Annotated in this window: 18 protein-coding genes and 2 tRNA genes; 11 read left to right on the forward strand and 9 right to left on the reverse strand. The window is 37.3% G+C overall.

What is annotated here, in order from left to right; all coding sequences use genetic code 11:
* Positions 1 to 27 precede the first annotated feature (27 nt).
* From menD to menE, 5 genes are read left to right on the forward strand one after another with little or no spacing between them, the layout of a single operon-like run.
* Positions 28 to 1,701, forward strand: a complete 1,674-nt coding sequence (gene menD, locus LDL57_RS05420; protein ID WP_180559798.1) for a 2-succinyl-5-enolpyruvyl-6-hydroxy-3-cyclohexene-1-carboxylic-acid synthase — start codon at positions 28 to 30, stop codon at positions 1,699 to 1,701.
* Positions 1,698 to 2,492 (forward strand): 2-succinyl-6-hydroxy-2,4-cyclohexadiene-1-carboxylate synthase, encoded by a 795-nt coding sequence (gene menH / locus LDL57_RS05425; protein ID WP_180559799.1) that lies wholly within the window; start codon positions 1,698 to 1,700, stop codon positions 2,490 to 2,492. The genes menD and menH overlap by 4 nt, the downstream gene beginning before the upstream one ends.
* Positions 2,476 to 3,333: a 1,4-dihydroxy-2-naphthoyl-CoA synthase gene (menB, locus tag LDL57_RS05430; RefSeq protein ID WP_180559800.1), complete on the forward strand. Its 858-nt coding sequence runs from the start codon at positions 2,476 to 2,478 to the stop codon at positions 3,331 to 3,333. The genes menH and menB overlap by 17 nt, the downstream gene beginning before the upstream one ends.
* Entirely contained in the window at positions 3,333 to 4,307 is a 975-nt protein-coding gene (gene menC / locus LDL57_RS05435; protein WP_180559801.1) for an o-succinylbenzoate synthase, read from the forward strand. Before menB ends, menC begins: the two co-directional genes overlap by 1 nt.
* 59 nt (positions 4,308 to 4,366) lie before the next feature.
* Positions 4,367 to 5,728 carry an o-succinylbenzoate--CoA ligase gene (gene menE / locus LDL57_RS05440; RefSeq protein WP_310740178.1) on the forward strand — a complete coding sequence of 454 codons (1,362 nt, stop codon included), beginning with the start codon at positions 4,367 to 4,369 and terminating at the stop codon, positions 5,726 to 5,728.
* A gap of 121 nt (positions 5,729 to 5,849) precedes the next feature.
* Here the strand turns inward: menE and LDL57_RS05445 are convergent, their stop codons facing one another.
* Positions 5,850 to 7,313 (reverse strand): catalase, encoded by a 1,464-nt coding sequence (locus LDL57_RS05445; protein ID WP_180559802.1) that lies wholly within the window; start codon positions 7,311 to 7,313, stop codon positions 5,850 to 5,852.
* Between the two features lie 266 nt (positions 7,314 to 7,579).
* On the opposite strand from LDL57_RS05445, the gene LDL57_RS05450 reads away from it, so the two are divergent.
* The gene (locus LDL57_RS05450; RefSeq protein ID WP_180559803.1) at positions 7,580 to 8,122 is read left to right on the forward strand and encodes a YfaZ family outer membrane protein; all 543 of its coding nucleotides are present in this window, start codon (positions 7,580 to 7,582) and stop codon (positions 8,120 to 8,122) included.
* 56 nt (positions 8,123 to 8,178) lie between these two features.
* On the opposite strand, the gene tyrP is transcribed toward LDL57_RS05450, so the two are convergent.
* Positions 8,179 to 9,393 carry a tyrosine transporter TyrP gene (tyrP, locus tag LDL57_RS05455; protein ID WP_225507244.1) on the reverse strand — a complete coding sequence of 405 codons (1,215 nt, stop codon included), beginning with the start codon at positions 9,391 to 9,393 and terminating at the stop codon, positions 8,179 to 8,181.
* Positions 9,394 to 9,605: 212 nt separating this feature from the next.
* Here tyrP and LDL57_RS05460 point away from each other — a divergent pair, with 212 nt between their 5' ends.
* Positions 9,606 to 10,343 carry a class I SAM-dependent methyltransferase gene (locus LDL57_RS05460; protein WP_180559805.1) on the forward strand — a complete coding sequence of 246 codons (738 nt, stop codon included), beginning with the start codon at positions 9,606 to 9,608 and terminating at the stop codon, positions 10,341 to 10,343.
* Positions 10,344 to 10,374: 31 nt separating this feature from the next.
* On the opposite strand, the gene yfaE is transcribed toward LDL57_RS05460, so the two are convergent.
* The 4 genes from yfaE to ubiG form a co-directional block, all read right to left on the reverse strand.
* Positions 10,375 to 10,644: a class I ribonucleotide reductase maintenance protein YfaE gene (yfaE, locus tag LDL57_RS05465; RefSeq protein WP_180559806.1), complete on the reverse strand. Its 270-nt coding sequence runs from the start codon at positions 10,642 to 10,644 to the stop codon at positions 10,375 to 10,377.
* A 5-nt stretch (positions 10,645 to 10,649) separates the two neighbouring features.
* Positions 10,650 to 11,786: a class Ia ribonucleoside-diphosphate reductase subunit beta gene (nrdB, locus tag LDL57_RS05470; protein ID WP_180559807.1), complete on the reverse strand. Its 1,137-nt coding sequence runs from the start codon at positions 11,784 to 11,786 to the stop codon at positions 10,650 to 10,652.
* Between the two features lie 11 nt (positions 11,787 to 11,797).
* On the reverse strand, positions 11,798 to 14,089 hold the full coding sequence (nrdA, locus tag LDL57_RS05475; RefSeq protein ID WP_180559808.1) for a class 1a ribonucleoside-diphosphate reductase subunit alpha: 2,292 nt from the start codon (positions 14,087 to 14,089) through the stop codon (positions 11,798 to 11,800).
* A gap of 362 nt (positions 14,090 to 14,451) precedes the next feature.
* Positions 14,452 to 15,183, reverse strand: a complete 732-nt coding sequence (gene ubiG / locus LDL57_RS05480) for a bifunctional 2-polyprenyl-6-hydroxyphenol methylase/3-demethylubiquinol 3-O-methyltransferase UbiG (RefSeq protein WP_180559809.1) — start codon at positions 15,181 to 15,183, stop codon at positions 14,452 to 14,454.
* Positions 15,184 to 15,349: 166 nt separating this feature from the next.
* Between ubiG and gyrA the strand changes: the two genes are divergently transcribed.
* Entirely contained in the window at positions 15,350 to 17,977 is a 2,628-nt protein-coding gene (gene gyrA, locus LDL57_RS05485) for a DNA topoisomerase (ATP-hydrolyzing) subunit A (RefSeq protein WP_180559810.1), read from the forward strand.
* Between the two features lie 142 nt (positions 17,978 to 18,119).
* A complete protein-coding gene (gene rcsC / locus LDL57_RS05490; protein ID WP_180559811.1) occupies positions 18,120 to 20,978 on the forward strand; it encodes a two-component system sensor histidine kinase RcsC in 2,859 nt (952 codons plus the stop codon).
* A gap of 116 nt (positions 20,979 to 21,094) precedes the next feature.
* Here the strand turns inward: rcsC and rcsB are convergent, their stop codons facing one another.
* Both rcsB and rcsD read right to left on the reverse strand, forming a co-directional pair.
* Positions 21,095 to 21,742: a response regulator transcription factor RcsB gene (rcsB, locus tag LDL57_RS05495; RefSeq protein WP_180559812.1), complete on the reverse strand. Its 648-nt coding sequence runs from the start codon at positions 21,740 to 21,742 to the stop codon at positions 21,095 to 21,097.
* A gap of 1 nt (position 21,743) precedes the next feature.
* The gene (gene rcsD / locus LDL57_RS05500; RefSeq protein ID WP_180559813.1) at positions 21,744 to 24,449 is read right to left on the reverse strand and encodes a phosphotransferase RcsD; all 2,706 of its coding nucleotides are present in this window, start codon (positions 24,447 to 24,449) and stop codon (positions 21,744 to 21,746) included.
* Between the two features lie 204 nt (positions 24,450 to 24,653).
* Here rcsD and LDL57_RS05505 point away from each other — a divergent pair.
* Positions 24,654 to 24,741 (forward strand) — tRNA-Ser (locus tag LDL57_RS05505).
* 6 nt (positions 24,742 to 24,747) lie between these two features.
* Positions 24,748 to 24,823: transfer RNA gene (locus tag LDL57_RS05510), tRNA-Thr, on the forward strand.
* Between the two features lie 368 nt (positions 24,824 to 25,191).
* Here LDL57_RS05510 and LDL57_RS05515 read toward each other — a convergent pair.
* Positions 25,192 to 25,404 (reverse strand): hypothetical protein, encoded by a 213-nt coding sequence (locus tag LDL57_RS05515; protein ID WP_180559814.1) that lies wholly within the window; start codon positions 25,402 to 25,404, stop codon positions 25,192 to 25,194.
* Positions 25,405 to 25,858: the final 454 nt, after the last annotated feature.

Below are 25,858 nucleotides of genomic sequence, written 5' to 3' on the forward strand. Positions count from 1 at the left end.
ATTTCTTATTTCTGCTTTGAGTAAAGTATGTCGCATAGTGTTTTTAACCGTCAATGGGCGCAAGTCATTCTGGAAGCATTAACACGACATGGATTAAGCCATGTTTGCATTGCGCCAGGTTCTCGCTCGACACCATTGACATTAGCCGCCGCGGCAAATAGTAAGTTAATTTGTCATACTCACTATGATGAACGTGGATTAGGCTATTTTGCTCTGGGCTTGGCAAAAGTGGTTAGCAAACCGGTGGCTGTTATTGTCACTTCTGGTACCGCAGTGGCTAACTTATATCCCGCTTTAATTGAAGCCGGCTTAACGGGTGAAAATATCATTTTTTTAACTGCCGATCGGCCAGCAGAATTAATTGATTGTGGTGCTAATCAAGCGATTCGGCAAACTGCTATTTTTGCTGATCATCCAGCACAAACATTAACATTACCCAGTCCCACCCAAGATATCAGTGCGCAATGGTTGATTAGTACCATTGACAATGCAATGAATAATCTTTCCCATGGCGCTGTGCATATCAATTGCCCATTTGCTGAACCTTTATATGGTCAAGCTTCAGCACAAATTGACTGGCAAAATTCATTGGCTAGTTGGTGGCAATCTTCTACACCCTGGTTGAGCGGTGGTGGCTGTCACTCGTTAGCATTGGTAACAAATTGGCATGTTTGGCGACAGAAAAAAGGTCTAGTGATCGCGGGCAGAATGCGACCTGATGAGGGAGCGCAAGTTGCACAATGGGCAGAAATGTTAGGTTGGTCAATAATTAGTGATGTTTTATCACAAACGGGACAACCCTTACCCTGCGCCGATCTTTGGTTATCCATAACAGCAGTGAAAAACATTTTGCAAAATGCCCAATTAGTCGTCCAATTTGGCTCAAGTTTAACCAGTAAACGTTTATTAGAATGGCAAGCACAATGTCAACCTGAAGAATATTGGATTATTGATCCTATTCCTGGTCGGTTAGATCCGGCTAATCATCGTGGTAAGCGATTGGTTAGTTCAGTGTCTAACTGGTTAATTGGCCATCCGGCAATAACTTGTTTACCTTGGGCGAACGAATTGATTGCTATTGTTAATAGCGTTTATAGCGGCGTCAGGAAACAATTGGATCAACAATTTTCAGAAGCCGCCATTGCGCATCAACTGGCACAATTGTTACCGATAAACGGGCAACTTTTTGTTGGTAATAGCTTGATTGTCAGATTGATTGATGCTCTCTGCCAATTACCGGCAAATTATCCAATCTATAGCAATCGTGGAGCTAGTGGCATTGATGGTTTGATTGCTACCCTAGCCGGTGTGCACGCGGCCAATGCGAAGCCTACGCTAGGCATCATCGGCGATATTTCGGCGCTTTATGACTTAAATAGTCTGAATTTATTACGTGCTTGCTTGGCACCCACGGTGTTGATTGTAGTGAATAATAATGGTGGCCAAATCTTCTCTATGCTACCTACCCCTGAAGCGGAAAGAGAACGTTTTTATTGCATGCCTCATCAGTTGCAATTTAAGCATGCGGCTGCCATGTTTGGTCTATCTTACGCGGCCCCGTCAAATTGGCATGAGTTGAAAGATACCATCAATGATTATTGGCAGCACGGTGGTAAGGCGTTGATGATTGAATTGTTAGTAGCAGGTGATGAAGGGGCAAAAACACTCAATCAACTTGTTAATCAGATGATGCAATTATGATGTTATATACTCGACGATACCATGAAAAATGTGCTGGAACATGGTTAGTTTGGTTACATGGTTTACTTGGCGAAGGCGGCGAATGGCTACCTATTATTGAACAATGCAACAATCATCCATCACTGACAATTGATTTACCGGGCCACGGGCGTTCACCATATATTCAACTGACAGATTTTTCTCACTTAAGTCGGTTAATTGAACAGGCAATTCAAGCTAATCAAATTGACAGTTATTATCTAATTGGCTATTCGTTGGGTGGTAGGATTGCTATGTATTACGCTTGTCAGTCTCAACCTACTAAATTGAAAGCATTAATTGTTGAGGGGGCCAATGTTGGTTTAAAACAGCCCACTGAGCGCCTGCTACGTTTAAAGCATGATCAGTCTTGGGCAAAACGCTTTCGATGTGAGCCTATGGATAATGTCTTATCCGATTGGTATCAGCAAGCCGTCTTTCATGACTTATCTGTCGAGCAACGACAACAATTAATAGCTGAGCGCAGGAATAATTGCGGCGAATATGTTGCCCATTTATTGGAAACGACTTCATTAGGTAAACAACCTTTTTTAGTCAATAAATTATTACAGCGAAACTACCCTTTCAGCTACCTCTGCGGTGAGTATGACGAAAAGTTTTGCGCTATCTCACAACAATTCTCGTTACCACTTATTCGGATACCTGAGGCTGGGCATAATGCCCATCGTAGTAATCCTATTGCTTATGCTAAAGCAGTGGAGCGTTTTTTAAATTTTCTGACGGAAGGAATTGAATATGCAGTGTCTGAATAAAGAACAACCTTATGCTGCTGCACAATGGCATGATCATTCGGCCCAAGTTGAAGATATTCTTTATCATAAAACTAAAGATGGGATTGCTAAAATTACTATCAATCGTCCCCATGTGCGTAATGCATTTCGGCCGCAAACCGTCAAAGAGATGATCCAAGCATTATCTGATGCCCGTTACGATAATGCGATAGGTTGTATTATTTTAACCGGCCAGGGAGAAAAAGCCTTTTGTGCCGGCGGTGATCAAAAAATTCGTGGTGATTATGGTGGCTATCGAGATGATAATGGCGTCCATCATTTAAATATTTTAGATTTTCAACGCCAAATTCGAACCTGTCCAAAGCCGATTGTTGCTATGGTTGCCGGTTATGCGATTGGCGGTGGACATGTATTACATATGATGTGTGATTTAACCATTGCTGCTGACAATGCCATATTTGGGCAAACTGGGCCTAAGGTGGGTTCATTTGATGGTGGTTGGGGCGCTTCTTATATGGCGCGTATTGTTGGACAAAAAAAAGCGCGCGAAATTTGGTTCTTATGTCGTCAATATGATGCCCGGTCAGCATTGGATATGGGATTGGTAAATCAGGTTGTACCTTATGCTGAACTTGAGTGTGAAACAGTAGGTTGGTGCAGAGAGATACTAAAAAACAGCCCAATGGCACTACGCTGTTTGAAAGCCGCGCTGAATGCGGATTGCGACGGCCAGGCAGGTTTACAAGAGTTAGCCGGTAATGCCACGATGTTGTTTTACATGACTGAGGAAGGTCAGGAAGGCAGAAATGCTTTTAATGAAAAACGGCAACCGGAATTTTCAACCTTTGAGCGTAATCCATAATGCGTAAGGCGGCAATATATCAATTTAGTTTACCAATGGAAACGGGGATCATATTACGGCAGCAACGATTAAAAACCCGTGATGGCTTTCTTATTCATTTACAAGAAAATGGTTCTCAAGGTTGGGGGGAAATTTCACCTTTACCGCAGTTTAGTGTTGAAACACTAGAAACGGCTCGATTGGCACTGCAAACCCGTTTACGTGATTGGTGTCAGGGGGCAACAATAGAAGAATGCGATATCCCATCAGTGGCTTTTGGACTTAGTTGTGCACAGGCTGAATTAATGGCCGAATTACCAGAAATCACCCATTATCCAAAAGCTCCCCTTTGCACCGGTGATCTGGATGAGCTTATTTTACAATTAAATGCTGCTAACAGTGAAAAAGTGGCTAAGGTTAAGGTTGGGTTTTATGAATCAGTGCGGGATGGGATGGTAGTTAATTTACTACTTGATGCTGTTCCTTGCTTGCGTTTACGCTTGGATGCTAATCGAAGTTGGAATCAATCCCAAGCGGCCGCATTTGCCAAGTATATTAAACCTGCTAATCGCGCTAGAATTGATTTTATTGAAGAGCCTTGTAAAACCATGCTTGACTCGTTGGCTTTTGCTCAACAAACGGGGATCGCCATTGCTTGGGATGAAAGTGTGCGTGAGCCGGGCTTTCAACTTAAAAAGCAGCCGGGCGTTAGCACCATCATTGTTAAACCCACCTTACTAGGTAGCTTAAATCGTTGTAAGCAACTTATTCATGACGCTCAGGCTTTGGGATTAGAGACCGTGATTAGTTCTAGTCTAGAAAGTAGTTTTGGCTTAACCCAATTAGCGCGAATAGCAAACTGGTTAACACCAGAAAGCGTGCCAGGATTAGATACCTTGTCTCTACACCAGGCTCAACTTGTCCGTCAATGGCCTGAAAGTTCGTTACCGCTAATCGGATTAAATGAATTAGCACAAATATGGCAACATGAATGACATTTAATCAATGGCCCTGGCTTTATTAGGCTGAACAATCACCGACTGACATTGCACTGATAACCGAGAATAGACAATATTGCTGGCGTCAATTGGTGGTAAAAATTAATACTATTGCCGCCCATTTTCAACGTCAGCTGTTTGCTCCCCAGCAGATGACTATCATGCTTAGGGGTAAAAATAGTCTTTCTTTGCTGTTATGTCAGTTGGCATTATTACAATTGGGTGCTCGGATTTTGCCCCTCAATCCACAACTGCCAGAGAGCACAGTAACAGAATTAACTGCCAGTTTGGCGATTGATTGTATGATTGACTTTACTGATAAGCCGTTGTTTTTGCCGCATGTAAAATTGCTAGATTATCGAGCAGCTACAATAAAATCAGCTAATTATCAATATGATATCACTAGCGCAGTGCCTTTTATGTCATTGTTGCCTGCGACATTAATACTAACCTCAGGTTCGACCGGTTTAGCGAAAGCGGTAGTACATAATATTGCCGCTCATCTCAATAGTGCAAAGGGAGTGCTTACGTTATTGCCATTTCAGCGTAAGGATTGCTGGTTGCTTTCGTTACCGCTTTTTCATGTCTCAGGCCAGGGAATTGTTTGGCGGTGGTTATTTCGCGGTGCTAGGTTAGCAATAAAAGCCACCCGTGAATTACCTCATGCATTACAGCAATGTAGCCACGCTTCTTTAGTGCCTACTCAATTATGGCGTTTATTGCAGATAAAAAATGTTGAGCAAAAAGCCAGTTTGCAAAACGTGTTATTAGGCGGCGCGATGATCCCGCACGAACTAGTTGCTGCGGCAAAACAGCATGGCATCCGCTGTTGGTTAGGTTATGGTATGACAGAAACAGCTTCCACCGTTTGCGCTAAACCAGCAGATAGCGGTAAGGGTGTCGGTTTACCTTTAACCGGCAAGTCGCTTCGTTTAGTCAATAGTGAAATTCATATTCAAGCTGACAGTTTGGCATTAGGCTATTGGTGGCAGGGCAAAGTGCTACCATTAGCATTAGCTAATGGTTGGTTTGCTAGCCGTGATAAAGGGGCATTTACGGCAGTAGAATGGCAAATTTTAGGTCGATTGGATAATCAATTTTTTAGTGGCGGGGAAGGGATTCAACCCGAAGATATTGAAGCTATCATAAATAGCCATCCCGATATTAAACAGAGTTTTGTTATGCCAATACCCGATAAAGAATTTGGTCACCGCCCAGTTGTGGTTATTGAGTCTGATAATAAACAACTGGTAACCAGTTTAAATCAGTGGCTAGATCCTCAGCTAGCCGCTTTTCAACGGCCTATTGCTTATTATTTATTGCCTAGAATGTTAACACAGAATGCCGGCATTAAGCTTTCCCGTCACAATATCCACCAATGGCTTTTACAGCATCATCATAATAATAAACGGATTTAAACTAGTATAGCGTTGGCTCTAAGGCGATGAGGAGATCTTTGGGTAAATCCATTTTTTAGCCAGTCATTAATGTAAAAATGATTTGGAGAGGTTTTAGCCTCTCCTTGACTACTAAAGCGTTTTATTTATGGTGTTTTTTTCGCTGTTTTTCTAATGCTTTTTCAACCCCTTTACCATATTTAGGGTGTACCTTATAAAATAACGCAACCTGCCGCTGCTGAGTTTCAATTGATGCTTCAACTAATTCACTGGCGATCCTTTCAAACATACGTTTATGTTCATGTTTACTGAGCAATTCAAAAAGTGCGCGAGGCTGGCTATAATAATCATCATCTTCGCGATGATTCCAGTGATCGGCTGCTCCCGTCAACGTTAATGGCGGTTCTTTAAATTGCGGCTGTTCTTGAAATAGGCCGGCGCTATTCGGCTCGTAAGTCACTCCGTTGCCGCTATTACCATCCACTCGCATAGCGCCATCACGGTGATAGTTATGAAATGGACAAGTGGCAAGAGGCTTATTGACTGGGATCTGAAAATTATTGACACCTAAACGATAACGATGGGCATCTCCATAAGAGAATAGCCGGCCTTGTAACATTTTATCTGGTGAAAAACTAATCCCTGGCACAATATTAGCTGGGCTAAAGGCGGCTTGTTCCACATCAGCAAAGTAGTTATCAGGATTGCGGTTTAATTCAAATTCACCCACATCGATTAATGGACAATCTTTATGTCGCCATACTTTAGTCAAATCAAATGGATTGTAGGGTAATTTAGCAGCATCGGCTTCAGGCATGACTTGGATTTGCAATTTCCAACGCGGATAATTTTTGTTTTTAATGGCATCAAACAGATCCCGTTGCGAACTTTCACGATCTTTACCGACAATTTTTTCTGCTTCGTCATCCATTAAATTTTCAATGCCTTGTTGGCACCGAAAATGAAATTTAACCCAGAATCGCTCATTTTTTTCATTAATGAAACTATAGGTGTGACTACCGAAACCGTGCATATGACGGTAAGATTTGGGGATACCTCGGTCACTCATATCGATAGTTAATTGATGAAGAGATTCAGGCAAATGTGAGAAAAAATCCCACTTATAAGCAGGGTTACGTAAATTAGTGCGCGGATCCCGTTTTACAACATGGTTAAGATCGGGAAATTTTAATGGATCACGTAAATAAAAAACCGGTGTATTGTTACCCACTAAATCCCAATTACCCTCTTCGGTGTAAAACTTTAAGGCAAAACCCCGAATATCTCGTTCTGCATCAGCAGCGCCCCGTTCGCCAGCAACGGTAGAAAAACGGATAAATAATTTGGTTTCTTTACCTATTTGAGAGAAGATTTTTGCCCGCGTATATTGGCTAATATCATGGGTAACGGTAAAAGTACCAAATGCACCTGAGCCTTTAGCGTGCATACGGCGTTCAGGTATAACTTCACGGTCAAAGTGTGCCAATTTTTCTAAAAACCAAACATCTTGTAACAGCATTGGGCCTCGAGGGCCTGCGGTGATAACGTTATTATTATCAACGACGGGTGAGCCTGCAGAGGTCGTAAGACCTTCTTTTTTCTCCATTACACATCTCCAGTTTTTTTGAAATAGAAAAATGTATTTAAAAACAATTAGCAGGTGTTACATAATTTCATTAATCTTATTAAAGTTATATCAAATGAATTATCTAAGCCAATAAGATATATAGCCAATCAAAAATACCTATTGCTGCGATATATCTGAGTCAAAAATATTTTTTACAAAAAAATAATAATAATTCGCAAGAAAATGAAATATATTGTCGATATTTTAGTAACCAGAATAATTAATGACTTAGGATAACTATTTTGATGAAAAGGTTTTTATTACCCGTAACAGTTGGATGTTTTTTATTCTCAGGCCATTCTAATGCCGCTTCTGTCAGTGCACAAGTAGGAAAAGATTTTACTGAACTTACGGCTGGTATTGGTAGCAAAGGGGCAGGCCTGGGCATAAATGGCAATTGGACACGTAGTGATCATGATGGTCAAGTAGCCAGTTTAGGCGCGACTTTTGGTTTACCTTTGGGGCCTTTTAGCGCTTATATTGGTGGAAAAGCTTATTATTTATCACCGCAGGATAATAATAACGGTTTTGCCTTTGCTGCTGGTGTTGGCGCTAATTGGCAGATTATGCCATCATTGGCTTTATATGGGGAAATTTATGGCTCACCGCGTGATTTTACTTCAGGTAATTATGCTTATCAGGAAGCGGATGTTGGCATCAAATATGAAGTGATTAAACCACTAGCCATTAATTTGGGTTATCGTTTCATTAAAGTACAAGGTAAGCATCATCATCCTAATAATACTATTGCTGATGGTTTTTATCTTGGTGCAGGCGTCAGTTTTTAGCTGCTTCAATGTTTGCACCATATAGTTTATGGTGCTTTCCCTTATATTAAAGCGTGTTATCCCACAGCAGGTAAAATGTCAATAACAATGGCGATCTGTATTAAAATCATAGCAATACCACAAATCAATACTACCAGTAACGCGGCTGTTCCACCTTTAACTCGATAACGATTAGTTTTGTCAGTTTCAATCTTTCTGACCCGCATAACCATCAGCGCGGGTAGGATGAGTGCTAAGATAGATAAAGCGACGGCAGCATAAGTTAAGGCTTTAACAAAACTGCTAAAAAAAAGTGCACAGATTAGTGGTGGCAGGAAGGTTAATAATCCACTTTGTAAGCGACCAAATGCGCTATTTTTACGTTTAAACATATCGGCCAAATAGTCAAATAAACCCAATGTGACCCCCAAAAAAGAGGTTGCCAACGCCAGATCCATAAATAGGTTAACCGCAATAGTAACTTGTGAAGTGGCAACGATATCATTAATTGCAATGAGTAATCCGTTTAAACCGGACTGGGCAGCTAAAATACCGATAAAGGTGTTTTGGGGGATAGCTCCTAAGGTGGCTATTTGCCATAAAATATAAGCGAATAATGGGATCGCACTGCCAATAATAAAAATTTTACGTAACTTTTTGATATCCCCATTCATATAGCTTACCAGGCTAGGAATACTGCCGTGAAAACCAAAAGAAGTAAAAATAACCGGGATGGCTGATAAGACTAAACCTTTTTCTACTGGCATAGCGGTGAGATTGGTATTTTTTACGTGTGGCATCATAACGACTAGCATGATGAGCAGAAAAACAATTTTAGCGATAAACAGCATGCGATTTATCAAATCGACAGAATGCGTACCAATACAGACAATCGTACCTCCAATAAGAGTGAATAAAATAATAGCACAATTGATGTTAATATTTATTCCAATCCAAGATGAAAGACTATTCGCGAGCAAAATACCTGCTCCGCCGATATAAGCCGTCGCTAATGCATACATCAGTAGTAGCATACTTAAACTGGTTATCACTTTTCCCGGTAAACCAAGATACCGTTTGGCAATAGAGCCTAAACCTAAATATGAAGGATTGTATTGATATACTTCGACTAACAGTAGCGCGGTATAACTCATTAAAGCCCATAGCCCAATTAGCATAAGCGCTATCATGGGAAAGCCAACGCCTGATGCGGCAAGCGGCATCGCTAACATACCTGCACCAATTGTTGTGCCAGCAACAATCAAAATACTACCCAGTGTGGGATTTTTCACAAGTGATCCTGAGTTTTATCGCTAAGTTTATTATAGCGGCAGAGTAAATGATTGCTTAGTGTGTGTCAAATTAATATTACATTATTTGGAACTTTATGTTTACATTGTGAGATTGAGTATTGGTGAATTGAATAATGATCAGGCATAATATAAAAATTCGATTAGTGAGTGATAGTTAAGCTAATTTTATACCAATCATTGGAATTTTAGTTATGAAAGAAAATATTTATGATCAGGATGATTTTTTTATCGCCTATAGCCAATTTCCGCGTTCTGTTGATGGATTGGATGCCGCCGGCGAATGGCCTGCATTGCAACGTTTATTACCTAATTTTCAAGGTAAATCAGTATTGGATTTAGGCTGTGGTTATGGCTGGCATTGTATATATGCAGCACAACAGGGTGCGATAAAAGTGATTGGCACAGATATTTCGCAGAAAATGTTAAAGGTGGCAAAAGAAAAAAATCCCTTTCCTACAATCATTGAATATCGGCAACAAGCGATAGAGGATATGCAATTTGCCAATGCTAGCTTTGATGTAGTCGTCAGTTCGTTAGCGTTACATTATGTCGCCGATTTTGCGCAAATATGCCACAAAATCCACGCTTGTTTAACAGAAAAAGGCCAGTTTATATTTTCGCTCGAGCACCCGGTTTTTACTGCTCATGGTTCCCAAGATTGGTGTTATGATCATTCCGGCGCTAAGCTTCATTGGCCTGTAGATAACTATTTTAGCGAAGGGGCTCGTCAGGCAGAATTTCTCGGTCATAAAGTGACTAAATACCATAAAACTTTAACAACTTATTTAACCAGTTTATTAACGGCTGGATTTTCAATTGAACAACTTATTGAGCCTCAGCCGGCTGATTATCTGTTAGATAAAATTGCTGGCATGAGGGATGAACTACGGCGTCCGATGATGTTACTGGTGGTTGCTAAAAAAGCGTAAATAGTTTTACTGTTAGCGTCTGATGCTGTTATTAATCACTATCAATATCAATATCGCTAAGGGGTTGGCAACAGCAGGCTAATATCTCATTTTTATCAATGAATGCAATCGGTTTATGACGATATCTCACTTTCCCTTTGCATAGACGAAGCCGGCAGGCACCACAAAAGCCTTCTCGACATTGAAATTCAATCTGAATTTTACTCTGTTCAAGGGCATCAAGTAGACTAGTATGCTGTTCGGTATGAAAAGGAATTTGTCTACCCTGCGCGTTGCGCAGGGTAATTTTATAGCTAGCCATAACAGTTATAACTCAAAACTACGTAGTTCATCGGTATCAACCTGAGCATCAATTTGCCCTACTAAATAGGAGCTCACTTCCACTTCTTGTGGTGCTACCTGAACATTATCAGAAACTAACCAGGCGTTGATCCATGGAATAGGATTAGAGCGAGTTTCAAAAGGTAATTTTAATCCAACCGCCTGCATGCGAATATTGGTAATATATTCAATATATTGACATAAAATATCTTTATTAAGACCGATCATTGAACCACCAGAGAATAGATACTCTGCCCACTCCTTTTCCTGTTCAGCGGCTTGAACAAACAATTGATAGCATGCTTCTTCACACTCTTTGGCAATCATAGCCATTTCAGGATCATCTTGACCGGAACGCATTAGATTTAACATATGCTGAGTGCCTGTGAGATGCAGTGCTTCATCACGTGCAATTAATTTGATAATTTTAGCGTTTCCTTCCATCAATTCGCGTTCAGCAAAGGCGAATGAGCAAGCAAAACTGACATAAAAGCGAATAGCTTCTAACGCATTAACACTCATTAGACATAAATAGAGTTGTTTTTTTAGCTCATGTAAAGAAATGATTACATTTTTATCATTAATGGTATGATTGCCTTCACCTAACATATGGTAATAGCTGGTCATCTCAATTAAATCATCATAATAACCTGAGATATCTTTTGCCCGCTTTAAAATTTCGTTATTAGTTACAATATCGTCAAAAATAATTGATGGGTCATTAACAATATTACGAATAATATGGGTGTAGGAACGCGAATGAATAGTTTCTGAAAATGACCAGGTTTCTACCCAGGTTTCAAGTTCAGGAATGGAAATAAGGGGCAGCAGTGCTACATTAGGACTACGTCCTTGAATAGAATCTAATAGTGTTTGATATTTTAAATTACTGATGAAAATGTGTTTTTCATGTTCAGGTAGCGCTTGATAATCAATACGATCACGAGAAACATCAATTTCTTCTGGGCGCCAGAAAAAAGAGAGTTGTTTTTCAATCAACTGTTCAAAAATAGGATATTTTTGCTGATCATAACGCGCAACATTGACCGGCTGCCCAAAGAACATAGGTTCTTGCAATTGATCATTTTTGGTTTGCGAAAATGTTGTATATTGGTATTCCATACGTCCTCACGTTAAATCTTACAAGCTCCGCCGTCACAATCGCTATCAGCAGATTCAATAACCTCTTCAAGATCGGCTTGGGTATCTTCTGCGCCATCACGGGTATTATGGTAATAAAGCGTTTTTACTCCATATTTATAAGCGAGTAATAAATCTTTCAGTAGCTGGTTCATTGGAACTTTATTATTTGGGAAACGGGTTGGATCATAATTAGTGTTAGCAGAAATAGATTGATCAATAAATTTTTGCATAATACCAACCAACTGCAAATAACCGTCATTGTTGGGCATTTGCCATAATAATTCATAATCATTTTTCAAGCGTTCGTATTCGGGAACTACTTGGCGCAAAATTCCATCTTTTGATGCTTTAATGCTGATATAACCGCGCGGTGGTTCAATGCCATTGGTGGCATTAGATATTTGGGAAGATGTTTCTGATGGCATCAATGCGGAAAGCGTTGAGTTACGCAAACCATATTGCTTGATATTTTTGCGTAAAGTTTGCCAATCATAGTGCAGTGGTTCAGATGTTAGTGCATCTAATGATTTTTTATAACTATCAATCGGCAAAATACCTTTTGCATAAGTGGTATCGTTAAACCATGGGCAAGCACCTTGCTCTTTTGCCAGTTCATTGGATGCTTTCAATAAATAATATTGGATCGCTTCAAAGGTTTTGTGGGTTAGATTATTGGCACTACCATCGGAGTAGCGAACACCCTGTTTTGCTAAATAATAAGCATAATTAATGACACCAATACCTAAAGTACGACGACCCATAGAGCCTTTTTGCGCCGCAATAATCGGATAGTTTTGATAATCGAGGAGTGAATCTAATGCACGCACGGCCAATATCGCTAACTCTTCCAATTCATCTAATGAGCTAATGGCGCCTAAATTAAAGGCGGAAAGAGTACAAAGTGCAATTTCACCCTTTTCATCGTTAATATCATTTAGTGGTCGGGTTGGCAAGGCGATTTCTAGACAGAGATTTGATTGGCGAATTGGTGCAACATTAGGATCAAATGGGCTATGGGTATTACAGTGATCGACATTTTGAATATAGATGCGACCCGTAGAGGCTCGCTCTTGCATCATAAGTGAAAACAGATCGAGCGCTTTCACACGTTTCTGGCGTATGCTTGCGTCTTGTTCATATTTTAAATATAAACGTTCAAATTCATTTTGATCAGCGAAAAATGCTTCGTATAAGCCGGCAACATCAGAAGGGCTAAATAGGGTAATTTCTTCACCTTTGATGAGACGTTCATACATGAGTTTATTAATTTGTACGCCATAGTCCAGATGACGAACACGATTGCCTTCAACGCCACGATTATTTTTCAAAACCAATAAGCTTTCAACCTCTAAATGCCAGAGAGGGTAAAATAGCGTAGCGGCACCACCACGTACGCCGCCTTGAGAACAAGATTTTACCGCGGTTTGGAAATGTTTATAGAAAGGAATACAGCCGGTATGAAACGCTTCACCTCCCCGAATTGGACTACCTAGCGCGCGAATATGACCGGCATTAATACCAATACCGGCTCGTTGAGAAACATATTTCACAATCGCGCTGGAGGTGGCATTAATTGAATCGAGGCTATCACCACATTCAATTAATACGCATGAACTAAATTGGCGGGTTGGCGTGCGTACCCCTGCCATAATCGGGGTAGGTAGTGAAATTTTAAAAGTGGAAATTGCATCATAAAAGCGATGAATATAGTTTAACCGCGTCTCTTTTGGGTAGCGTGAAAAAAGGCAAGCTGCAACAAGAATATAAAGAAACTGAGCGCTTTCATAAATTTCACCGCTTACCCGGTTTTGCACCAAGTATTTGCCTTCTAATTGTTTAACTGCCGCGTAGGAAAAATTCATGTCACGCCAGTGATCTAGAAAACTATCCATCTGCTCGAATTCTTCTGCTGAATAATCTGTGAGCAGATGTTTATCATATTTACCTATATTAACCATATGTAAAACATGCTGATATAATGCAGGTGGTTCAAATTGGCCATAGGCTTTTTTACGTAGATGGAAAATAGCTAATCGCGCTGCAAGATATTGGTAATCAGGTGTATCAGCTGAAATAAGATCTGCCGCCGCTTTGATCATGGTTTCATGAATATCGGAAGTTTTGATGCCATCATAAAATTGGATCTGAGAACGTAATTCCACTTGTGAAACGGATACATCTTTTAGCCCTTCAGCTGCCCAGGTAATGACTTTATGGATTTTATCAAGATCAATACGTTCTTTATGTCCATCACGTTTAGTGACTAACAGACTTTGGTTCATGAGTAGATACACCTAAAATTAACTAGCTAAATATTTATTGATCACTACCCTCGAGGATTAATAACAAAAATACAAAACGGCGTGCTGTTAAATCGCTTATTAAGTTTGTATTTTGAACTAAACAGGAGAGTAGTAAACACAATATATAGTGTTTGATTGCGTTTATACTAACAAGATAATGGTATTTGCTACTTTTATCAAGTGTATAAACAATGGGGTTTTTAGCAATTATCCAGCGCTGAATTTTGCCAATTAGCCGATAACTCTGTGTGATAATAGGAGAATATTATAATTTATGTTACCAGCAATGGTGAAAAATAAATTCGTAATGACCAACTGATTGCTGTTTTATTCAGCAAATGTTAACAATTTTTGGTACTGGATAAATGCAACATATAATTAACATCAACATTCGATCCTAAGAAAAATTTATCGCTGATAGGATTATAGTGTAATCCAGTGATATGTTGTTCTTGTAAAGATGTTTTATCTACCCAATTGAGTAGTTCTGAAGGTCGAATAAATTTTTTCACATCATGCGTACCCTTGGGAACCATTTTCAAAATATATTCAGCGGCAATGATTGCTAATAACCAGGCTTTTTTATTACGATTAATTGTAGAAAAAAATACATGGCCGCCTGGTTTGACTAATGTTGCACATGATTGAACTATTGACTCAGGATCAGGCACATGCTCCAGCATTTCCATGCAGGTGACAATATCGTAAGTTTTAGGGTATTTTTCTGCATGGCTTTCAGCGGTTTCTTGTAGATAGTTAATTTGCACATTGCTTTCTAATGCATGGAGCTTGGCGACTTCAAGTGGCTCTGTGGCCATATCAATTCCAGTTACCAGGGCACCTTCTTTCGCCATGCTTTCTGATAAGATCCCACCGCCGCAACCGATATCGAGAACTTTTTTACCAAACAGGCCATCAGCATGTTGCAAGATATAATTTAAACGTAATGGATTAATCCGATGAAGTGGTTGGAATTCACTCGTTTGATCCCACCAACGAGTGGCAACAGAGCTAAATTTGTCGATTTCAGCTAGATCAACATTGGCCTGACTGAGCGAATTTTTGTTATTCATCAGAAAATTTACTCCTTAATTTTTTTATTAACATAGACTGTATAGTGGCATTAGGTCATTATACATGTTTTATTGATCATTATGCGTTTCCTGTTTTTATAAAATGGCGATTTTGTGGTATAATTTTACTCCTTAATGAATAAGGAGTATGAGGGACAGTGGCTCCATGAGTGACATAGCAAGAGAAATTACCCCAGTCAATATCGAAGAGGAGCTGAAAAGCTCTTATTTGGATTATGCGATGTCTGTAATTGTTGGACGCGCCCTTCCAGATGTACGAGATGGATTAAAACCTGTTCACCGTCGCGTATTATATGCGATGAATGTGTTAGGTAATGATTGGAATAAACCTTACAAAAAATCAGCCCGTGTAGTCGGTGACGTCATTGGTAAATACCATCCTCATGGTGATAGTGCTGTTTATGATGCGATAGTTCGTCTGGCACAACCTTTTTCAATGCGCTATATGCTAGTTGATGGGCAAGGTAATTTTGGCTCTGTTGATGGCGACTCTGCTGCTGCCATGCGTTATACCGAAGTACGCATGGCAAAAATTGCCCATGAGCTGTTGGAGGATTTAGATAAGGAAACTGTCGATTTTATCCCTAACTATGATGGTACAGAGCAGATCCCTGATGTTATGCCAACACGGATCCCAAACTTGTTGGTTAACGGTTCTTCAGGTATTGCTGTTGGCATGGCTACCAATATTCCACCTCATAATCTTAGTGAAGTTATTGATGGCTGTTTGGCTTATATCGATGATGAAAATATTAGTATTGAAGGATTACTGGAGTATATTCCAGGTCCTGACTTTCCAACCGCAGCGATTATTAATGGTCGCCGTGGTATCATCGACGCGTACCGGACTGGGCGTGGCAAAGTCTATATTCGTGCACGTGCCAACATTGAAGTTGATGATAAAAATGGACGTGAAACAATTATTGTCAACGAAATCCCTTATCAGGTTAATAAAGCCCGGTTAATTGAAAAAATTGCTGAATTGGTTAAAGACAAGCGTGTTGAGGGAATTAGCGCATTGCGTGATGAGTCTGATAAAGATGGCATGCGTATTGTGATTGAAGTAAAACGGGATGCAGTGGCCGAAGTGGTACTAAATAATTTGTATTCCCTTACCCAACTTCAAGTCTCATTTGGCATTAATATGGTCGCCTTATGTGATGGTCAACCTAGACTTTTAAACTTAAAAGAAATTCTTGAAGCTTTTGTTCGCCACCGTAGAGAAGTGGTCACTCGGCGGACTATTTTTGAATTGCGTAAAGCGCGTGAGCGTGCTCATATATTGGAAGCGCTTGCTGTTGCATTAGCAAATATTGATCCGATTATTGAACTTATCCGCCAAGCATCGACGCCTCATGAAGCGAAATTGGCCTTGATTGCTCGTCCTTGGCAATTAGGTAATGTTTCTGCCATGTTGGCAAGCGCCGGTGATAATGCAGCTCGTCCTGAGTGGCTCGAACCTCAATACGGTGTGCGAGATGGTCAATATTATTTGACTGAACCGCAAGCTCAGGCAATTCTTGATTTGCGTTTGCAAAAATTAACCAGCTTAGAGCATGACAAAATATTAGATGAATATCGTGAGCTGTTAAAACAGATTGCAGCATTACTCTATATATTAACTAGTCCAGAACGTTTAATGGAAGTTATTCGTGAAGAGCTGGAAGCTGTTAAAGAACAGTATCGTGGTGTTCGTCGCACGGAAATTACTGAAAATAGCGCAGATATTAATATTGAAGATTTAATTAACCAGGAAGATGTAGTCGTTACCTTATCACATCAAGGGTATGTTAAATATCAGCCACTCTCTGATTACGAAGCACAGCGACGTGGAGGTAAAGGTAAGTCGGCAGCGCGAATTAAAGAAGAAGATTTTATTGAGCGTTTGTTAGTTGCCAATACCCATGACACAATTCTATGCTTCTCGAGCCGTGGCCGGCTCTATTGGATGAAAGTTTACCAGTTACCGGAAGCTAGCCGCGGTGCGCGTGGACGCCCAATAGTCAATTTATTACCATTAGAACAAAATGAACGGATTACCGCAATCTTACCGGTACGTGAATTTGATGATGGTCATTATGTATTTATGGCGACGGCAAGTGGCACGGTTAAAAAGACTTCACTAAAAGATTTTAGTCGTCCTAGAAGCGCCGGGATCATTGCCGTTAACCTTAATGAAGGTGATGAATTGATTGGTGTTGATTTAACCGCGGGAAAAAATGAGGTAATGCTTTTCTCTGCTGGGGGTAAGGTAGTTCGTTTTGCAGAAAATGCGGTTCGTCCGATGGGGCGCACTGCTACGGGTGTTCGAGGTATTAAGTTAAAAGCAGGGGATAAGGTTGTTTCATTGATTGTACCTCGTGGTGAAGGTGATATTTTAACCGTTACAGAAAATGGTTATGGTAAACGAACCGAGCAGAGTGAGTATCCAACAAAATCCCGGGCTACCCAAGGTGTTATTTCCATTAAAGTTAGTGAACGTAATGGTAATGTAATTGGGGCGATTCAGGTAGAAAAAACTGATCAAATTATGATGATCACTGATGCTGGCACCTTGGTGCGTACCCGAGTTGCAGAGGTTAGTATTGTCGGAAGAAATACTCAGGGTGTCACTTTGATTCGTACTGCTGAAGATGAAAAAGTAGTTGGTTTACAGCGTGTTGTTGATCCTGAAGAAGAGGAAGATGATAACCAAATATTGCCAGAAGATACAATTAGAATAAAAGCAGAGCCTGATATTAATAACATAGAAAATCTTACGCTGAATGAATGATCGATTAGCTTTGTCTGTGCGGGCACTTTAGGTGCCCGTTTTTACGATTTATGTCAATTCACTATTAGTGATAACTTTTTATTATTTCGCTTATCGTATATGCTTTACCATTAATACACTTCTTTTATAGTTAGGACAGTGTTTGAGATATATATCTTCATTTAGAACGTCATTAAAAATTTCTCGCTATTTGTTCCGTACTCTCGGCGTTATGCTGTGGATAATGGGAGCAGTAATAACACTTTTTTATCTATTTAATATTTTTAATAAAGTTAAATCTAATATACATCAACAGTATATATCCACTTATGACAGTATGGTTGAATATGTGAATTACACAGATAAAACCCTAAGGTCAATCCAATATATGGTAGATAGCCATATCGAAAAATTAGCGCTAGATCCCAATTATATGCCCGTGTTGCCGAAACAACTTAATTTCACCTATTTACCCCTCACGGCAGATGCCGATTGTAGCAAATTGCACGAAACATCAAAGAATTACATAGTTGCATTTAATCAATTATTCTCCTTTTGGCGAAATAATATTGTGCCACCACAAGGCTTAAAAACAGTTTTTATTGTTGGCCCAGAAAGTAATTGTATGATTGATTTAGCTATCCGAAACAGTACTACCAGTCTCCAGTCGTTAAAAAAAATAATCCATGAAAATATGCGAACTTATATGAGTTTGAGAGCACAAGGAAGAGAGCAAAATATTTATTGGATCACGCCAGCCTCGGGAACTGATAATGGCTCTTTCTACATATTAGCGCCTATTTATGATAAAGGGACTTTGATTGGTTTAATTGGTTTAGAACGTTCAATACGACTGGAGCAGTTTAATTTACGTTATGAAAGACCCATTAGTACCTTTGTCTTAAATACAAATAATAGATTAGTATTGCATTTTCCTTATGATAGCAATTTAAGATCTGATGATTATGTTTATAAATTAGAAAACTTTCATTTTGGTTATGATAATGATTTTAGTCGATTAATTTATAAAAATCGCTTACTACCTTCGCTATTAAGTGTGGTTTTCTCTGTGCCTATTAGTGATATTCTTAATGAGTTTAAGCTGTCAATTATAAACGGCATACTCTTAAATATAATCTCATTTATTTTAATCACTTTTTTGATCTGGCTATTAGAAAGGAAGATGTTATTACCGGCAGAAAATAATGCCATACGTTTAGAAGAACATGAACAATTTAATCATAAAATAGTAGCGTCAGCGCCGGTTGGTATCATTATTTTACGCCTGGTTGATGGTGTTAATATATTGAGTAATGAACTTGCCCATGATTATTTTCGATTATTAAGTCATGATGATAAAAGCCGTATCCTATCAATTATCCAAGATAAATCTAGTAGCTATATTGATGTTGTTACCACCAGTCATACTCATTTACAAATAAGTTATGTTATTTCACGCTATCAAAATAAGGAAGTCGCTATTTGTGTTCTGGTTGATATTAGTGCTCGCGTTCAGATGGAAAAATCTTTACATAATATGGCACAGGCATCAGAGCAAGCTAACCAGGCCAAATCAATGTTCCTAGCTACAGTGAGTCATGAACTACGAACTCCACTTTATGGCATCATCGGTAATTTAGAACTATTACAATCTTATGAATTACCCATTCAAGCAGATCGTCTATTGGCGACAATGGATCACTCTTCATCATTATTATTAAAAATAATTAATGATATTTTAGATTTTTCAAAAATTGAATCTAAGCAACTTAATATTGATCCGGCACCATTTAATTGTCGTGAAGTTTTCTCATTTATTATTTCTAATTATATTCCTCTAATAGGCAAAAAGGGTCTTTCCATTTATTACAATATCGATCCTAATGTACCCGACATCATTAATGCTGATTCGGTTCGAGTACAGCAAATTATTTCTAATATTTTAAGTAATGCGATTAAATTTACAAAAACTGGTTTTATTCTTTTAAATATTTTTATAAAAGATTTTTATATTTATATTGAAATTAGGGATACTGGAATTGGCATACCTGATAATATATTAATGCAACTTTTTGATCCTTTCTTTCAAATTAAAGTTAATAATGAAAGTTTTTCCCAGGGAACCGGTTTGGGCTTACCTATTTGTGAAAAATTAATTAACTTAATGGATGGTGATATTGAAGTTAACAGTCAAGTTGGTATAGGTAGTAGCTTTACGGTCAGGTTGCCTTTATTTGATAGTGAATATGTAACTTATAGACAGCCAGAATATCGGCAAAATTTTAGTATTGGTTTGTATTTTTTTAATCATCATCTGCGATCTTATCTTCAAACTTATTTAAACTACAATGGCTTTAATCTAACGACAGTTTGGGATGAACACAGTAAAGGTAAAATATATGATTTGATTATCACCGATTCTGAAAGCTTAGTGACAGAAAGTAAATTTATGCTTAGGCTATTTTCAACTTTTATCGGTGAACCGCAGGAATATGCGAAAAATGATTGGTTTCATAATACTTACCAACTTGATAAATTAGCTAATTTTATTGATCAATTAGTGATGGAAAATAGTGAGCACGAAGCTGCTAATCAATCTTCAATAATGTCGCTACCAGATAAAAAATTATGTTTTCTTACGGTATTGATTGTTGATGATCATCCGATTAACCGAAGTTTACTAGCCGATCAACTGAAATCAATAGGCTTTAATATAGCACTTGCTGAAGATGGGCTAATTGCTTTGGATTATATTCGACAAAATAATATAGATATTGTTTTGACAGATGTGAATATGCCTAATCTGGATGGCTATGGTTTGACAAAGTTAATTCGAGAAGAAGGTTATGCGATACCTATCGTTGCTTTAACTGCAAATGCAATGGCAGAAGAAAAACAGCGTTGCTTAAGTGTTGGAATGGATGATTGTCTATCCAAACCGGTTACATTAAAAAAATTAAAGCAATCGCTGATGAAGTGTTGCGATGCTAGCATGTTAACAACACAAGAAAATAATAATTAAGGACTATTTTAAAATTCAACTGGTTATTAATTTATAAAACAGAATGGAAAACCGATTAATCTTATTCATTACCTATAAAATTAGGATCAATCAGTTTTTTATTTACTATCACATTACTAGTTAATTTCTTTCTCTATTGTGACTGAAGAAAGATAATTTAATAATGCTATATCATTTTCAACACCAAGTTTTAGCATAGCCGACTTTTTTTGGCTACTAATTGTTTTAATACTTCGATTAAGTTTTTTTGCAATTTCGGTGACTAAAAAGCCTTCCGCAAATAGGCGCAACACTTCACTTTCTTTTGGTGATAAACGTTTATCGCCATAACCATTAGCATTAACTTTCTCCAATAATTTCGACACATTTTCAGGAGTGAATTTTTTTCCTTTCTGTAAGGCTGCTAATGCCTTTGGTAAATCTGCAGGTGCACCTTGTTTCAAAACGATGCCTTCGATATCTAAATCTAATACAGCACTTAATATTGCAGGATTATTATTCATGGTAAGGACAATGATTGATAGGTTAGGGTAATGGCGTTTAATATATTTAATTAATGTAATTCCATCACCGTATTTATCACCAGGCATCGAAAGATCAGTAATTAGAATATCTGCATTAAGTTTAGCTATATTATTGATAAGAGATGTGGAGTCTTCAAATTGACCAACCAAATTAATTCCCTCGATTTGCTCAAGAGATTTTCTTATACCAAATAGTACAATAGGATGATCATCAGCGATAATGACATTAAGGTTATTCATTTTATTGGTTACCCTCTGGCATTAGTTTTTTGATAAAGATATCAATATCTCTAATGCTATTTAAAATCTCAAATTCATTATTATCTGCTATGTGCTGTTCTAATTGTTCACATGCTTTTTTAAGAAGCTCGAAGTTTAGCATAGCAAAAACACCTTTTAGTCTATGTGCTGTATCTTTTAGTTTTTTTAAGTTACCTTTTTCTTGGTTAGTATACAGCTTATTAATATCTATAGGTACTGTAGTAAGGAATAAATTACGATAGTCACTATCAGAAAGCTCTTTTTTATAATCCTCAAGGATTATAGGGTCTGAATTATTGTTATGATTGATGATAGTAAATATTGATTTATCTGTTGATTCTTGCTCTGCAATCAAATTATCTTCAATTAAGATAGAAATTGCGTTAATAAGCTCATCATTAAAGTTGAAATTACATTTTATCAAATTTTGTTTTACTACTCTATGATTAATAATATTATCGACAAGATAAATTGTCGGTTTATCATATTCTGTTTTATGATCAGTTATAAATAAATCATAGGATGAGTGACAATTATTTTTGCCTATATCAGAATAATGAGCTCCATAACTCATTAAATGCTGCTGAGTAATTTTATGGATTTCAGGATTTCTAATATCAAGCAGTATATTAACACCATCAAGAAGAGGTAATAGCTTAGAACTTTGTTCATTTTCTAATTCTAAGGGCAATGTCACAGTATAATGAGAACCAATTCCAACTTTGCTTTTTATGAAAAATTCACCTTTCATACGGTAACATAGCTGATGACAGAGATAAAATGTCATTCCTGAATTGGATAGGGTGCCATCATTATTTGTGGAGCTAGCAAAAGGCATGTGAATATTTGCCAGATCCATTGCATTAAGTCCGATACCGCTATCAATGATTTCAAAGGATAGACGTTTAGTTTCATAGTTCACAATAACAGTAATTTTACCAAAATTAGTTGTATTGATTGAATAACTCAATAAAAGTAAAATAATTTTAAATAAAGCGTTATTATTTGAGGTGATATATTGTTCATAATTTAAATTATTATGATAGTAAAGTGAAAGACCTTTATTAATAATCAGTGATATTTTTTCTTTTAGTATCTTATTCATCATCTCAGCGATTGAGACTGGTTTAAATTCATTTGGCTGCTCTAACTTCCATTCACCAGATTCAATGGTATTAAGTAGAGCAATATTATCTATCCAGTTAACGATATAATGTATTCTAATTAATGATTCATTAATTAAATATTTTATGTTGTGATTATCAGAAGCTTCTTTTAGTTGGCAAATAAGACTATTAATTTCTATGATGGGAGTTTGGATCTCCTTACACATATTCGACAGCATCGAGCGTCGGACTTGAATATTTTTTTCATATTCATGTTTAGCCATTAGTAATTTTTTATTTGTTAATGCTTCTTTATCTTGATCATGAATAAAAAACATATAAGTATTATCTAATAATTGATTATTTATTAATTTTATTTCATAGATAGTATCTTCAATTGAAATTTGAATGGCGCCATGATGCTGGATTGCCATATCACGAATACGTATCAAATCCATATGGGGTAAAAGCAATTCAGCTATCCCATTACTCATAATTTTGCGATTAGTAGAGAAATTATAAAGTAGGAAACCAATAGGAATGTTTGAAATAATATAGTTGCTAATTGTGTTTGTAATTTGTATTTCGTGGAACATATTTTGATTAGGGGCAATAAAACGCGTCCTAATGTGTAAACTGCCAACAATAGAAATAGTCGTAAAAAAACAAATGGCGATTATGGCCCATAAGTTATTATATAAAAGATCCCATAAAACATCCTTTATTGGTAATTGATAGACTAACAGATAAGTTGTTCCAGGAATAGGTTGGGTAAATTGTAGTGAAAGGCCATTAAATTCAATATCAACTAGGTTGCCATTGTTGTGCATTATTTCATTTGAAAAAGCAATTGATAAATATTCAGGATTTATATTTTTTGACAGTAATAAATTTATTGGTAATTCAAAAGTTATGATAGTGGTTAATTGGCCTGGTGAGTTAAACATGGTACGGTAAGTATAATAATATGAATTATCAGGGCGTGTACGATGAATGTCGGACAAGCTTTCACGTTTGTCTATTGCCGATGATAATGTCAACATTTCAGAGCGTTTTTCTTCTGCAGTTAAAGTTAAATAACTCTCTTTATAGCGTATCTCAGGTTTTAGTATCGAATGGGTAGTTACCAATAAAAGTGTATTATCAGGACCATTAAGATAGTACATCGAACTATATTCATTTTTAGCGCCCCATATTATGCCCATATAGTTAGATAATTTATATGCCAGATTGATATTCGTATTATTTTGCCGACCAAAAATAATTGCATCGACATGTCGCTCATAGTTATTGATCCAAAAAATATCAGGGCGCAATTTTATTGGTAAGGGGGTATCACTCTTAGTTTCATCTTCACCATCGTTAGCAATATAATAGAGTTGACTTGCGTAATAACGGTAATCTTCAATTTCATATTCAAGTTGTTTAGTGATGTTACTCATTGCATTTTGACTATTATTGATCCAATTATGAAAGTAATTGTAGGCAAATAAACATAACAATAATACAAGCGAGCTGATAAACATTATAAAAAAGCGAGTTAGTGATGAAAGTTGTAAAGTTGGTTGATTATAATCCATTGGTAGAAGAGGCGCCTTTTTATTAAACAAGAAAAAAATCAGGGTATTGACTACTAATTAAACAATTCTGTCTTATTATTTTAACAGGTAATTTCGCATAGTATAATTTTAGTGATCAAACTTTGAACAAATGATAAAAAAAATAATTTTTTTTCTCTCAAGGTCTAGACAAGGTCATCACATTTCGCCATAATTCCGCGCCATGGAAGGATGGCCGAGCGGTCGAAGGCAGCGGTCTTGAAAACCGCCGATGGGAAACCATCCTAGAGTTCGAATCTCTATCCTTCCGCCAAATTTCGCCGGCTTAGCTCAGTTGGTAGAGCAACTGACTTGTAATCAGTAGGTCACCAGTTCGACTCCGGTAGCCGGCACCAAATAAGTTAAAAGCTATTTAGTGTATCCCACAGCACCTTATGTTGGCTGGGATATTTCTGGGGTGCTTTTATAGCATTAATATCTATTTATTGCCGATATCTGTTGGGTAGATAGGCACATCTGTGAGATATTTCGTTTGATATCAATCCTAATCTCTATGAGGGAAATGTGTAGTTGATGTTTAAACTAGCAGATCGATATCTTAAAATCATTTGAGTAAAAGTGTTTAATATTTTAATTTGATTTTAGGCAGTATGTTAAACAATCCCTATTTTTACCTTGTCACCACAGCACAATGATTGAGACTAATATAAATGATATCGTTATAATCAACTATAGCAATTTCATTGTTTACTTTGGTTCGTAGTTAGATATTTATATCATTGTCATCAACAAGACCGTCTTTGTCCCAACAAAATCTTTCTCCCATTTTGTCATCAAAATGACATGCTGTAAAAAAACCATTTTTGTTATATATATATTTATCCACCGCTTTATCGCTAGTGGTTACATCAGCAAATGAATATGACTGAATAAGAGGTAAAGAAATAATAGATAATATTTTCAAGCTATTTTTCATTATTTTTCCTTGGTTTTTTAGGCTAATAATAAACAAAATAAGTTTATCAACAATACATTAATAATATCAATTAATTTTAAATAATTTTATTGCTCTTATCTATGAGATAATATTACTAGAGTTTTATATTAATTATTATTTGCTTGGTGTTAGAAAATATCACAAATTTAGACAAGTGAAGTTTTATATTTAATATGATTAATGTTATCATCGTAAATATTAATGTGAAAATTGATATTAATATTCAGCATAGTATTAAAATTAGTTACTTTATATGGAAATTGAATGTGGCTTTTTATTCACAAAAGTTAGAAATTCAAAAATGATTAAGCCATAGTATATTAGTAATTGGATTAGTTAAAATATAATTAAAACTTCTTGTACTTATTAATTTATAATATATGGAAATATGTTTTAGATTTTTTTAAATCAAATCAAATCAAATCAAATCAAA

The organism is Arsenophonus apicola (assembly GCF_020268605.1).
GTDB lineage: Bacteria > Pseudomonadota > Gammaproteobacteria > Enterobacterales > Enterobacteriaceae > Arsenophonus > Arsenophonus apicola.